11 protein-coding genes are annotated in these 13,243 nt (G+C 33.6%); 7 read left to right on the top strand and 4 right to left on the bottom strand.

Translation table 11 applies throughout. The features are described 5' to 3' along the window. The first annotated feature begins 51 nt into the window (after positions 1 to 51). From ASC72_RS21500 to ASC72_RS21480, 5 genes are all read left to right on the top strand, one after another. On the top strand, positions 52 to 525 hold the full coding sequence (locus ASC72_RS21500; RefSeq protein WP_056195808.1) for a hypothetical protein: 474 nt from the start codon (positions 52 to 54) through the stop codon (positions 523 to 525). Positions 526 to 883: 358 nt separating this feature from the next. Continuing rightward, entirely contained in the window at positions 884 to 1,447 is a 564-nt protein-coding gene (locus tag ASC72_RS21495; RefSeq protein ID WP_056195805.1) for a DUF6642 family protein, read from the top strand. A gap of 3 nt (positions 1,448 to 1,450) precedes the next feature. Then, positions 1,451 to 2,371, top strand: coding sequence for an AraC family transcriptional regulator (locus ASC72_RS21490; protein WP_056195802.1), 921 nt, complete (start codon positions 1,451 to 1,453; stop codon positions 2,369 to 2,371). A 70-nt stretch (positions 2,372 to 2,441) separates the two neighbouring features. After that, a complete protein-coding gene (locus tag ASC72_RS21485) occupies positions 2,442 to 2,642 on the top strand; it encodes a hypothetical protein (protein ID WP_056195798.1) in 201 nt (66 codons plus the stop codon). Between the two features lie 39 nt (positions 2,643 to 2,681). After that, entirely contained in the window at positions 2,682 to 3,254 is a 573-nt protein-coding gene (locus tag ASC72_RS21480; protein WP_056195795.1) for a pentapeptide repeat-containing protein, read from the top strand. Positions 3,255 to 3,381: 127 nt separating this feature from the next. Here the strand turns inward: ASC72_RS21480 and ASC72_RS21475 are convergent, their stop codons facing one another. The 4 genes from ASC72_RS21475 to ASC72_RS21460 form a co-directional block, all read right to left on the bottom strand. After that, positions 3,382 to 4,950, bottom strand: a complete 1,569-nt coding sequence (locus tag ASC72_RS21475) for a DUF4957 domain-containing protein (RefSeq protein WP_056195791.1) — start codon at positions 4,948 to 4,950, stop codon at positions 3,382 to 3,384. Between the two features lie 34 nt (positions 4,951 to 4,984). Beyond that, positions 4,985 to 6,775: a RagB/SusD family nutrient uptake outer membrane protein gene (locus ASC72_RS21470; RefSeq protein ID WP_056195788.1), complete on the bottom strand. Its 1,791-nt coding sequence runs from the start codon at positions 6,773 to 6,775 to the stop codon at positions 4,985 to 4,987. A gap of 16 nt (positions 6,776 to 6,791) precedes the next feature. Further along, positions 6,792 to 9,941, bottom strand: a complete 3,150-nt coding sequence (locus ASC72_RS21465; RefSeq protein ID WP_241775772.1) for a TonB-dependent receptor — start codon at positions 9,939 to 9,941, stop codon at positions 6,792 to 6,794. A 657-nt stretch (positions 9,942 to 10,598) separates the two neighbouring features. Next, positions 10,599 to 11,765 (bottom strand): MFS transporter, encoded by a 1,167-nt coding sequence (locus ASC72_RS21460; RefSeq protein WP_056195783.1) that lies wholly within the window; start codon positions 11,763 to 11,765, stop codon positions 10,599 to 10,601. 102 nt (positions 11,766 to 11,867) lie between these two features. Between ASC72_RS21460 and ASC72_RS21455 the strand changes: the two genes are divergently transcribed. Then, a complete protein-coding gene (locus tag ASC72_RS21455) occupies positions 11,868 to 12,701 on the top strand; it encodes an AraC family transcriptional regulator (protein WP_056195780.1) in 834 nt (277 codons plus the stop codon). Positions 12,702 to 12,772: 71 nt separating this feature from the next. Next, positions 12,773 to 13,159, top strand: coding sequence for a hypothetical protein (locus ASC72_RS21450; RefSeq protein WP_056195777.1), 387 nt, complete (start codon positions 12,773 to 12,775; stop codon positions 13,157 to 13,159). Positions 13,160 to 13,243: the final 84 nt, after the last annotated feature.

Genomic DNA, 13,243 nt, shown 5'->3' with positions numbered 1-13,243 from the left:
ATGCTTTTTGTTTTAGTCTCTTTATTAATAATAATTTAAAAAATTGAAATCATGAAATCATTAAAATATTTATTTATAGGATTGTCTCTTTTGGCAATTAATTTCTCAAACGCTCAGGTGGACATAAATGTTAACATTGGTACACCTCCGGCTTGGGGACCAGTTGGTTATAACGACGCAAGATATTATTATCTACCGGACCTTCAAACCTATTATGATGTAAGCACATCCAATTATATTTACATTAATAATGGAAAGTGGATAAGAGCCAGAACATTGCCATCTGTTTATAGAAATTATGATCTTTATAACGAATATAAAGTAGTATTGACTGATTACAGAGGAAATGCACCTTATGACAATTTCAAAACCCATAAAGTAAAATACGGAAAAGGGTACAAAGGAAAACCTCAAAAAACGATTGGACAAAAACCAGGAAAAGGAAATAATAAACAAGGAAAAGATAACGGGAATCATGGAAATGGAAATGGCCACGGAAATGGTAAAGGAAACGGAAAACATTAAAATTAAGAGGCTTTAAAAGGCCTCTTTTTTATTGTCTTTTTTTTAATATTCGGAATCTTTTCTTTCATATATTTCCAGTATCTCTTTGGCATGTGCTGTACATGAAGCTTCATGTTTAAAAATCTATATTCCAGACGTGTTGAAAATTTTAAAATTAAATAAATAGATATTCCGATACTCTTTTAGGAAGAGTAAAAAGCTTTTCCTTTATAAAATTTCTTCGATTTGTTTCAATCAAAAAAAACAAGTTAAAATTTACTTCAAATAATAGTTTTTCCACATAAAAAAATACTTTTGTCAGAACGAAAACAAAGAGAGTCTTTTCACTACTAATCGCCAAACCTGAAAGTGTACTGTTATGGAGCATGATAAATTTATTTTCTGTCTGGAAGGCGTTCCTGATGTAGATACTTATTTGGAGACTCAAGTGGTTAAAAACTTAGAAGAAATTGCCATTGATCAAGGCATTTCCAGTATTTATAAAACCTGTGACACCATTGAAGGTCTGGAGGAAAGCTTAAATATCCTGCTTTATGAAGATCATAATTTTAAGGATTATGAAATCATTTATTTGGTAATGCCCGGAGAACCTAACAACATTTGTCTTCACGATTATTATTACAGTCTTGAAGAAATTGCAGAACTTTTTGAAGGAAAAATGAAAGGTAAAATTATTCATTTTGCCAATAAAAAAATATTAGATTTAAGGGAAGATGAAGCACAATATTTTCTGGACATAACCGGAGCACGTGCAATTTCAGGTTATGGATCGACTTATAATAAAATAGCGAGCAGCAGTACTATTGACAAAGCTTTTTTTAGTTTATATCAGGATAATGACGATCTTACGGAAGTGGTTGAAGAATTGTACCAAAAACATTATGCGCTTTGTCAATTGCTTGATTTTAGATTGTATTATTAAAGAATGAAAAATAAGGCAAACGAAAAAATAAAAACTTACGGACCAAAAGGGTTTCGGGAACGGTTTCTTGGGGAAGAAAATCCAATGCATTTGCTTTTTAAATCAAATTCAGATCATTTTTTTTGTTTGAAAGTTGAAGAAATGATGCAACTTCGTTATACGGTTCCTCCTTCAAAACACAATTGTTTTACGTTGCTTTTTATTACCTCTGGTACACACATCATGAAAATTGGTTATGAGGAATATCAAACTTATCCAAATCAATTAATTGTCGTTCCAGCGGGCCAGATTTTTTCAATAGAACACATTAACATTAATTATTGCGGTTTTATTTGCCTGTTTCATCCTGATGTTTTAATTGGAAAATATGGCAATCGTGAAATGTTTAATGAGTTCGATTTTTTGAAAATATCAGGAACTCCCAAAATTACGATTCCCGAAAAAGATGCTGCTTTTATTCTTAATCTACTAAATCGTTTACAAACAGAATATCTGGAGAATGATATAGCCAATTTAAATATTGTACAGTCTTATTTGATGGCATTGTTTTGCGAAATGAATAAAAATGCCAAAAAAACTCTTAAAATTGGTTCCGCTGCGACAGTTCTTTCTAATAAATTTAAAGAACTCATATATGCCAATATCAAAACCCGGCATCAGGTTAAATTTTACGCCTCGTTGCTTAGTGTTACACCGAATCACCTAAACAAATCGGTAAAATCTTCAACTGGCAAATCAGCAACCAAATGGATTGAAGAAACCATTTTATTAGAAGCTAAATATTTACTGTTTCAAACCACATTATCAGTAAGCGAAATAGCTATGCAAGTTGGCCATGAAGATCATTCTTACTTTAGCAGATTCTTTAAAAAACACGAAGGTTTGACGCCGGTTCAATATCGAAAAATGATTGATAAGTCCTAATTATTGATTACGAAATCCTATTTAATTCTTTTGTTTTAATTGAAATTTGCACATTGAAAAAAAGCAAATTATGATTTATGTTTTTAAAACGACTGTCAATTCAAAATTAAAATTAGAATTCGCCACTGCGTTACTTTCCGAATTACTGCCTCATGCCTCATGGAATTTTGACCTTGAAGATTGTGATAACATTTTACGAATCGATAGTGAAACCGAAGTTTCTGAAGTAGTCCTCCAAAACGATATTTTTGATTGTATCGAATTGGAATAAAGTTCTGTCCAAATCTACCTAAAACCTCATCTTATCATTATGGAAACTACTCTGCATCAAAACAAAACTTTTGATACTATTGATTATTCAGATCAAAAATTATCGGATAATGAATTTGTAAATTGTGAATTCATCAACTGCAATTTTTCTAAAAGTGATTTTAGTTCTGTTGATTTTTTAGACTGCACTTTTAAAAACTGTAATCTTTCATTGGCTATTCTTAAAAATACCGGACTTAAAAACATCAAATTTATTGGCTGTAAATTGATGGGATTAGATTTCAGTTCCAGCAATAGTTTTTTGTTTTCAATGCAGTTTCAGGATTGTCTTTTAGATTATTCAACTTTCATTTATAAAAAACTAAAGAAAACCAACTTTATAGATTGTTCTCTAAAAGATGTTGATTTCTCGAATACCGATTTGTCTTTGGCCATTTTTAAAAACTGTGATTTGGCAAATGCCACTTTCGTGGAATGTATCCTCGAAAAAACTGATTTTCGCTCTTCAAGAAATTATGCATTTGATCCTTCTGAAAACAAAATCAAAAGAACAAAAGTTTCGCATGCTGCATTGGCGGGATTACTGGAGAAATTTGATTTGGATATTGAATAAGACTTTTAGATGGAACGCGGATAAACGCAGATTTGAGCGGATTTTTTTCTTTTACCTTGATAATTACAAAAACAAAAAAGGGATGCAGTTTTGCATCCCTTTCTTAGTTAAACTTAGTATGTAATTCTTATTGTCTCCAACGTGGATCACCAATTTTATTATCGATTAACGTTTGATTTTTAACTGTGAAATTTCCTGTTGCTGCATCAACAAATTGAGGATTTAATGCAGTTCCGGCTGTATCAGGTCTATTATTCGCAAGCGGAATAGGATTACCATTTAAATTTGGCGAATTGAAATAATTATTACTTGTAAACGTTGGATTTGCAGTAGCGGTTTCTCTTGTATACGGTGCAGGCGTATTTGAAAACAATGTATTTTTAACGGCTATTACATTAGTAACAAAACGTGTGTACAAAATTGCATTAGCAGCAGTATTCAACATATTTGGATTATTGATGGTACAAGAATCAATTAATACATTGGTTGTCAAACCTGTAAGACCAGCATCCATACGAATGAAGTATCTTGCTGTTGCACAATTATTAAAGGTACTATTTTTTAGAGTAAGTTGTCCTACGTGAGAACCTCTAACATCTATAAATTCTCCACCAGTTGTTAGTACATTGGTAACAATACTATTATCTACCATTATAGAAGTAATTTTCGCAGCAGTTAAATTTGCACTAATTAATGATACGCCATAATCATGTATAGTACAACCGCTTATTAAAAGAGCACCATAAGTAACGGTATTATCATTGTATTTAACAACTGAAACTGCAGCTCCAGCAGCTCCCTTGTCTCCTTTTAAATCCAGATCGATCAAGCTAACATTAGCTGCTCCTGTAGTTAGTACAAAGTTTACATGAAGTTTTGGTGTGTTAAAACTGCGAAGTCCTCTTAATGTTATTGATTTGTTTAAAGTAATCGCTCCCGTTTGATTTGCAGCCGTATAATCACCAGGTTCCAAAACTAAGATAGCTCCAGATGCTGCATCAGCAATTTTCTGCATTAAGTCATCCGTGCTTTTAACCAAAATTCCAGTTCCAATATCAATTCCTGTTGTAAAAGTTACAACACCTCTTTTCTTAGTTCCATTTAGCAAAGTAGCGGTATAAGCAGTTTCTCCTGTAAGTCCTGTAACAACAGCCACACCAGCTGTTTTTTCTGCTGGAGTAATAGTATGTATAATACTTCCCGGCATTACCGAAATTTGAGTAACTGTACTATTAGGAACCCATCTTAAAGTAACTTGTTTTGCCTCAATATCTGCAGGTTGCACAGGTAAGAAAAGCTGTTCAGATAAAGTAGTTGCAGTTGTTATCGACCATTTTGAATCTGCTAATCCGGTTGTAATTGCTTTTACTCTTATTGAATAAGTAGTTTCCCCCTCAAGTTGCACTGTTAATGGCAATTGACTTCCTGTAACTTGTAGCGTTTTATAGATCACTTTAAAATCAGGATCATCAGCACTAAATTCTACTGTATAATGATCTGCAGCAGAGTTTACAGTCCAATTAAGTTCAACGAAAGTTTGGTTTCTCACTTTTGCAGTTAGTTCAATCGGAGAAAACTCTCTTGTATTTTCTATACCGTCTAATAGCTCTTCAGTATAACTTTCGCAGCTTGAAACTGCAAATGCAACTAATAATGTGGCTATTAATCCTTTTACTATATATTTTGTTTTCATCATAATATCTTATAATTGATTATATTTTTTCTAAGATTTAATAATTGTAATCATTAACTAATTGCCCATTACTTCCATCAATAAACACTTGCCATATTGGCCAGAATTGTCTGTTATCAGGATTAACTCCCGGTTTATACAATGAATTTATCTTAGCATCTGTCGCCGTTCCTGTCCATGTCCAGGCAAAAGAAGTATAATCAGCCCCTGGATTTGTAGTTTCTCCTCTGTTCAATCCGTAAATATCAAGAGATACATTATCAGCTTTAAATTTATAGTATAAAGTGGCAGGTACATCAGCATATTCTCCTGCGTGAGTGGCTAAACTTGTCATTTTTTGTTTTGCCTGATCTAATTTTGCTTTAAGCATATTCCAACGAATAAGTGCTTGTTTACGCTCCATCTCACCAGTAAATTCATATTTATTTTCTTCTACAAGAGCATTAAACATCGCTTCTTTACTAGTTAATGCGTTTACATAAGCGTCAACTTTTACAGCCTGAGCTGCTGAAGGGAAAGCTCTTCGGCGAATTTCTTTTAAATATGGAGCAGCTGCACCAGGCCCCTCTAATTCGTTTGCTGTTTCAGCAGCAATAAGAAGTACCTCAGCATAACGCATATAAATTTTATTTATACCATCATCATTTGTTGAAGTAACAAAACGAGTCATCCATTCGTAACGGTATTTTCCGAAGTACCAGGTATTCAATGCCCCTAATTCTTGCTTAGCAATGTTATTAACAGCCGTTCCATATTTATACGGAACACAAGTCACGTCTCTACGAGTATCTTGTTGATCATAATCATAAAAAACGAAAGGAAGTGGTCCTGCAGTACCACCACGATTCGCTCCATTAGCATGAAACTGATCATTAGTGGTGTGACGAACAGCAAAACTAAATAACATTCTACCTCTACCATCTGCAAACGGAAGTTCCCAAAGAGATTCTCCTCCTGCCGTTGTAACTTCCTGATTGTATTTTTTCCAAAATGCTTCGAATGATGGCTCTAAACGAGCTTTTCCGCTAGCAATTACAGAACGAGATTCATCTAAAGCTAATCTGTACATAGCGGCAACCGAAAGTGCAGGATCTGTACTTCTTCTGATTCCGTCAGGATATTGCTGAAATCCACTTGCAGCCAAAGCTAAACGAGCACGAAATCCTTTTACAAACGCCTTATTAATTCTTTCTACAGAATTTGTAGCAGCAGTTTCATTTGGCCAAGGCACTAAAGTCGAAGCTTCTCCTAAATCCTGAATAATTTGTTTGTAAACAACATCGCGACTTGATTTAGGTAAATAAATTGTTGCTGAATTAATTGGCTCAAAACGTGCAGGAACATCTCCCCACGCTTTAATTAAATCTGCATAATAAATTGCTCTTAATGTCAAAGCTTCTCCTAGTAAGTATCCAAGATCTGTCCCTGGTCTTGGATCTCCATAAGTACGTAATCCTTTAATACAAATATTAGCACGTTCGATTCCGGAATACATCATCGCCCAGGCATTATTTGTAGTATTCATTTGCGAATTGATCGCTTTTGCATCGTACACACATAAATCTGCAGCATCACCAGCTGTTTGCGAACTATTATACCATTCAATATCTGTGTTCAATCCATAAAAAGGAAGAAAACGACCTCGGTAAGAGTTAGTTTCAGCAAAAGGTACTTTTATTCCGTCAACCGCACCTTCAGCCAATCCTGCTGTAGAAAAAATTATTGATTCGTCTAATGTTGATTGTGCAGGAGCTTCTAAAAAATCTTCCTGACAAGAAGTAAAAAGACTTGTTATAATTAAACCTGCTATTATTATTTTATGTTTCATCGTGATAATTATTAAATTAAAAACTTAGGTTTAAACCAAAAACCAATTGTCTGCTACGTGGGTATGCTGAATAATCAACACCTGGCGTAAGTGGAGTATTTCTTCTTGTAGAAACCTCTGGATCCGGACCTGAATAATTTGTAAGAACAAAAACATTTGTTGCAGTCAGGTAACATCTCACTTTAGTAGCATGTATTGCACTTGTAAATGAATTTGGCGCAGTATAACCTAAAGTAAGTGTATTAAGTCTTAAGAATGAACCATCTTCTACAGCCCAGTCACTGAAAACAAAACGACTCATAAACGGAGACCACATTGTAGTATTAGCATTCAGTGCTGCCAAAGCAGTTGGATCTGTTACTATAGTACCTGATTCAGGATCAAGGTTTGTCCATCTTGTACCATCAGCCATTTCTGAACTTAAATTTCTGTATTGTCCATTTTGGTTTGATGTTGTAAACTCGATTTTGTTTGCATTATAAATATCATTTCCGATACTATAGTTAAATGCTGCTGAGAAGTCAAATCCGTAAGCATTAGCATTAATTGCAAAACCTCCTGTGGCTTTTGGATTTGCATCTCCAATAATGGTAAGATCACTATTATTTACAATACCGTCTCCATTAATATCTTTCAATTTCATGTAACCTGGCTGAACAGTTCCAACAACAGTTGAAGCATTTGCAACGCCAGATTTCAAAGTATAAGCTGTTCCGTTATAATCGAAGTCTGATACTTCATAACGTCCATCACTTTGATAACCGTACATTAAACCAATTGGTGAACCAACATTTACTGCATAATCGTTTCCGATTTGAGTAGATGCCCAGTTTGTATTCATTCCGAAGTTACTCATTACTCCAAGAGAGTTGATTCTGTTTTTGTTTACACCAATATTAAACGAGAAATTTAATCCGTATTTTGGTTTATCAATTGCTACAACATTTGCAGTAGCCTCGAAACCTGTATTTTGAGTTTCTCCCATATTTCTGTATTGGTTATCATAACCAGTTCCGGCTACAGGGAAAAGAATTAAAAGATCTTTGGTTACATTTTTGTAAACCTCCAACGAACCTGTTAAACGACCTTTGAATAAATCGTAATCAAGACCTAAGTTTTGTGTAACGGTAGTTTCCCATTTCAGATCAGGATTAGCCAATGTTTTAGACGGAGCCCAGAAGTTTTCAATACCATGAATCCATGTTGTAGTTGAAGATTCAAAACTTTGAACAGTTTGCCCTACCGGAATATTATTATTTCCAGCTTCTCCATAACTTAATCTAAGTTTAAGTAAATTGATCCATGATGTATTTTTCAGAAAACTCTCTTCAGATAATTTCCAAGCAACAGCTGCTGCCGGAAAGAAGCCCCAACGATTATCTTCAAGAAATCTGCTAGAACCATCTGCACGATAAGTAGCCGTAACTAAATAACGTCCTTTATAATCATAATTGGCACTACCAAAGAAAGATAGTAATTTATCATCCGGAAGATAGTAGTTATCTACAGAGTTTGGTTTACCCTGAGTCGTAAGCTTTTGTGCTTGTTCAAAATCAAAGAATTTTGGAAAACCATGAATAGTAGTCAGATTTTGAGTTGATTTAGTGTCAATCATCTCTTCTCCAACAAGAAATTTAAGATTATGCTGTTCAGGCAATAACTTTTTAAAATCATAGCTAAGTGTATTCGCATTTCTAAATCTGTTATCTCTGCGATCTCCCATAGTAAGCGCTGGCATACCCTGATTTTCTGAAGTTGGTACGTTATTTACATAATAAGTACTACGACCATAGAAACGATAATCCTGATAGTAAAAATTATCCAATCCAAAATCTGATTTAAACTGAAGATTCTCAATTATTTTCCAGGAGAAGCTTCCTAACATATTAAATACTTTTCTAAACTGCTGACGATCTGCATCTGCATTAGCAACAAAAGGATTTACTAAATAACTAGAAACTGCCTCATCAGTATTATCTGTTGTTAAACCTGGTAATGGAATTGGAGAATATCCAACAGCATGGCGCAAACGCGCATCTGCAGAGGAAACTTCTCTTTGTTCGTTAAGTCCGCCACCATTAATTTCTGTATCAGCATAACGCATTGTAAAAGAAAGATCAATTTTATCGCTCGCTTTGCTATTTAAAGCCAAAGACAAGTTGTTTCTGTTGAAGTCTGAACCCACCATGATCGCTTTTTCATCATAATGTGCATAGTTAAAATTAAAATTGATTTTATCAGAACCACCACGTATTCCTAAATCACGGCTTTGTACTTCTCCTGTACGACCATAAATTTGTTTTTGCCAATTATCACCTTTTACACCATTATACAAATCTCTATCCTGCCAATTGCCAAAATATTTTGTATAAGAAGTAACATCTCCAGGAGTTGGTGCATCTAGTAAAGCATACTCATATTGCCATTTAACGAAATCTTCCGTAGGAAGAACATCAATTTGTTTGGCTAAAGTTTTCATACCATAGAACATATTATAGTTCACTGATATCGCTCCGTCTTTACCTCTTTTAGTTGTAATAAGAATAACTCCATTTGCTCCTCTTGAACCATAGATTGCAGTCGAAGAAGCATCTTTTAATATAGTTTGAGATTCTACATCTGCAGCAGGAACATCATTCATACTGTTTACAGGGAATCCATCCACTAAAATAAGCGGTGCACTGTCTTGCGTTAATGAACCACCCCCACGAATTCTAATTTTAATCTCAGAATCCGGAGAACCCTCAGAAGAAGTAACCTGAACCCCGGCAACACGTCCCGTAAGAGCTTCTGCCAAATTCGCAACAGGATTCTTTCTTAAGTCATTTCCTGAAACAACAGAAACAGCTCCGGTCAAATCTGATTTTTTCACACTGGAGTATCCAACTACAACAACCTCATTCAGGTTGTTCGAATCTTCAACTAATGCAATATCAATTTTAGTTTTTCCGGCAACAGAAACTTCTTTTGTTTTAAAACCTATAAAAGAAAAAGTTACAACTGCCTTAGAGTTGGTAAGTTTTAATTTATACTTACCGTCAAAATCTGTAGAGGTACCATTTTTTGTACCCTTTTCTTGTACGTTAACACCTGGAAGGCTCATTCCCGTGGCATCATTTACCGTACCCTCCAGTGTTACATTTTGCGCACTTACTTGGTTGCTCATGAATAAGCACAATAAGAAAACAACTGCAAAACAACAATTTGTTCTTTTATTAAATAAATCTTTAAAATTCATGGTTTAGTGTTTAAGTTATTAATTGTTTTTTGGTTTAGTGGTTTTTTGTTTTTTATATACTCTTTTTTTATATGGTAAATTCTCATCAACTAAGAAATAGTCGAGCTTTTTTAAGTGTAAAACTTAGTTTTTCTTGGGCGTGCAACATCATGTAATCGATTACACAAACATAAATATTTTTTTTATATAAAAAATTAAAATTCATAAAAATTTCCTAAAAAAAATTACATATGAAAAATAAAGTCTATTTTTTATACGACATGTGCAATTTATACTATGAATAAATATTAAATATATTTTTATTAATCATACAATTGTTTTCTATTTGCTAAAAAAACAATCGATTACATAAACAACTTTAAAATATCCTCAGGTGTATAAATCACACTTAAAATTAATAATACAGTAAAATTTAGGTTTGAAAACAAGTAAGAAAATAGCACTATTTTTGATTATGAACATCAGTAAGCACTCCCGCCCAAACATGAACATAAGTTAAAAAGCAGTTAATTTTGCTCACAAAAAAGCCCTTAAACTAAATATAGCTTAAGGGCTCTTTTTTTGTGCCTTTATGTAAATGTTTATTTACGCAGTCTGCAACTGTAATCTGGTTCTATGTTTTTGCATTAAAATCACGGTTATAACCATACCTATAGAAGCCATACCAACACCAATAAGATTTGGAGAAGCATAACTATAACCTGCTGCTAAAGGTAATCCGCCTAAAAAAGCACCTAAAGCATTCCCTATATTAAAACTACCCTGAAGTGCTGCCGAAGCGATCATCTCAGCATCTTTGGCTGTTTTAATCATTAGCATATTAATTGGTGCAATTACCGAAAACGAAATTGCTCCTGTTAAAAACGTAAAAAATAAAGACATATACTGATTTGAAGATAAAAAGTAAACCATAACCAAATCAATCACCATTACAAATAATAAGGCTAACACAGTGGGCGCCGGCGAGAATTTATCTGCCAGTTTACCACCAAGGAAATTTCCAACTACCATTCCAAATCCTGCTAATATTAAGATATAAGAAACATCTTCCGGCGAAAACTTAGAAACATTTATTAATAAAGGTGCAATATAACTTATCCAGGCGAATAAGCCTCCAAAACCAATCGCTGTAATACCGATGATTAACCAGGCTTCTGTTTTTTTGAAAAACAACAATTGTGTTCTCATGTTTACATCACCATCTTTCTCTAGTTTTGGCATCCATAAGAAAATAAACAAAAAGGTCAGCATTCCCACAATTGCAATTAACACAAAAGTATAGCGCCAAATAAAATGGTGACCTATATAAGTACCAATTGGAACACCTATTAAATTGGCCAAGGTTAAACCTGCAAACATAATTGAAATAGCCTGCGCTTCTTTTCCTTTATCAGCCAAACGGCTTGCCACTACCGCTCCCACTCCGAAAAAGGCGCCATGTGGTAATCCGGAAAGAAATCGCGAAGCAAACAGAAAATTATAAGTGGGCGCAATGATCGAAAGCGCGTTGAAAACCGTTAACATCAAAGCTAATATTAAAAGCATTTTTTTTGGAGGAAAGTTTCTCCCAATGATTACTAATAAAGGCGCACCAATAACAACACCCAAAGCATAAGCCGAAATTAAATATCCGGCAACCGGAATTGAAACTTTCATATCAGAAGCTATATCAGGCAATAAACCCATCATGACAAATTCGGTTATCCCAATAGTTAGACCTCCTAAAGACAAGGCAATAAGACTTTTTTTCATTTGTTTTATTAAGAAAGGAATAGATTTTCTATGACGCAAATTTACGTCAACAGCACAAGAAATAAATTGTATATTTGTGATATAAACTTGTAAATATAAGTCATGACGAAATTAAATCAATTCAAAACCCTTATGATTGATGAGTTTGAAGATGAGAAATTTCATCTTCCACTGCATTCACATACCTATTATGAAATTATTTATATAAAAAAGGGAAGCGGGGTTCATCACTTAAATAACAACTTATTACCCTATAAAACTGGCGATCTATTTGTAATTTCCCCGGAAGACGAGCATTATTTTGACATTAAAAAAAGTACTCGTTTCTTTTATATTAAGTTTACCGACAGCTATTTCAACTCGAAACAAAACCTTACTTGTGACGAATTTTTAATTCATACGCCTGAAAGTTTCATGCGCGATAAAACACTAAAAGAAACAGTCCTTAAATTTGATGATCCTTGCAAAACAATTTTAAAAAATACAATTGAAAACATTGCAGCTTATAATTGTCATACAGATGTTTCAAATTCGCCAATTGTATTTTATCAGATTCTTTCCATTTTTGGATTAATAAAAGAAACAATGCGCTGTCTGAATCTTGTTGTCACGGGAAATTCTATTGATCACGAACAAATAACATCTTATATTCATCAGAATATTTATCAACCAAAACTGGTTCAGATAAAAGTAATTGCCGATCATTTTAATATTGCTCAAACGTATTTCAGCGCTTATTTCAAAAGGACATTTAACATTAGTTATCGCGATTATATTCATAATCTAAGAACGACTTTGATTGAAAAACGATTTCACAACAATCAATTGCCAATTAAGCAAATTGCACACGAGTTTGGTTTTACTGATGAAAGTCATTTGTCAAATTATTTCAAAAAACGAAAAAATATGAAGCCTACAGATTACAAAAAAATGTAGTTATCGAAATCTTAAATAATCTTGGCACTTGAAAAAAATGCCTAAATTTGTATTCTTAAACCTATTTTTCATTGTCAAAAAAAGTACACATATTATTTCTGGTTTTTACTCTTGGCTTCTTTTTGACGTCTGGTGCTGGTTATGCATGTGGTAAATCTTCTGAAAAAACTTCCTGCGAAAAGAAGATGATCTCGACAAAGACAAATTCAGATTCTTGTGAAAAAGACTGCTGCAAAAAAGATTCGTCTCCTAAAAAAGATCAACATGGCTGCAATGGAAAATGTGATCATTCGGGTTGCACAACTTCTGGATTACAATTTAGTCTGATTTCAGAAAATGAATTTGATTTCAACACCAATACTTTTAATTTCTCTGTTGAGAAACCTCTTTCATATTACACAGAAACGCCAATTTCAGACGGTTTTACTTCTATTTGGTTACCTCCAAAAATAAAATAATTGTATTTCGTATAGCCATAACTGGGTTTTGCCACAAAGGCACTAAGCCCCAAAGAAATATTAAATTTAAATTATCAACTTAGA

The organism is Flavobacterium sp. Root420, from assembly GCF_001427905.1.
In the GTDB taxonomy this organism is placed as follows: Bacteria; Bacteroidota; Bacteroidia; order Flavobacteriales; family Flavobacteriaceae; genus Flavobacterium.
This window is presented reverse-complemented; position numbering and strand designations above follow the sequence as displayed.

Coding starts and splice junctions, on each gene's coding strand:
- ASC72_RS21500 (WP_056195808.1), top strand. CDS start 52: ATGAAATCATTAAAATATTTATTTATAGGATTGTCTCTTTTGGCAATT.
- ASC72_RS21495 (WP_056195805.1), top strand. CDS start 884: ATGGAGCATGATAAATTTATTTTCTGTCTGGAAGGCGTTCCTGATGTA.
- ASC72_RS21490 (WP_056195802.1), top strand. CDS start 1,451: ATGAAAAATAAGGCAAACGAAAAAATAAAAACTTACGGACCAAAAGGG.
- ASC72_RS21485 (WP_056195798.1), top strand. CDS start 2,442: ATGATTTATGTTTTTAAAACGACTGTCAATTCAAAATTAAAATTAGAA.
- ASC72_RS21480 (WP_056195795.1), top strand. CDS start 2,682: ATGGAAACTACTCTGCATCAAAACAAAACTTTTGATACTATTGATTAT.
- ASC72_RS21475 (WP_056195791.1), bottom strand. CDS start 4,950: ATGATGAAAACAAAATATATAGTAAAAGGATTAATAGCCACATTATTA.
- ASC72_RS21470 (WP_056195788.1), bottom strand. CDS start 6,775: ATGAAACATAAAATAATAATAGCAGGTTTAATTATAACAAGTCTTTTT.
- ASC72_RS21465 (WP_241775772.1), bottom strand. CDS start 9,941: ATGAGCAACCAAGTAAGTGCGCAAAATGTAACACTGGAGGGTACGGTA.
- ASC72_RS21460 (WP_056195783.1), bottom strand. CDS start 11,765: ATGAAAAAAAGTCTTATTGCCTTGTCTTTAGGAGGTCTAACTATTGGG.
- ASC72_RS21455 (WP_056195780.1), top strand. CDS start 11,868: ATGACGAAATTAAATCAATTCAAAACCCTTATGATTGATGAGTTTGAA.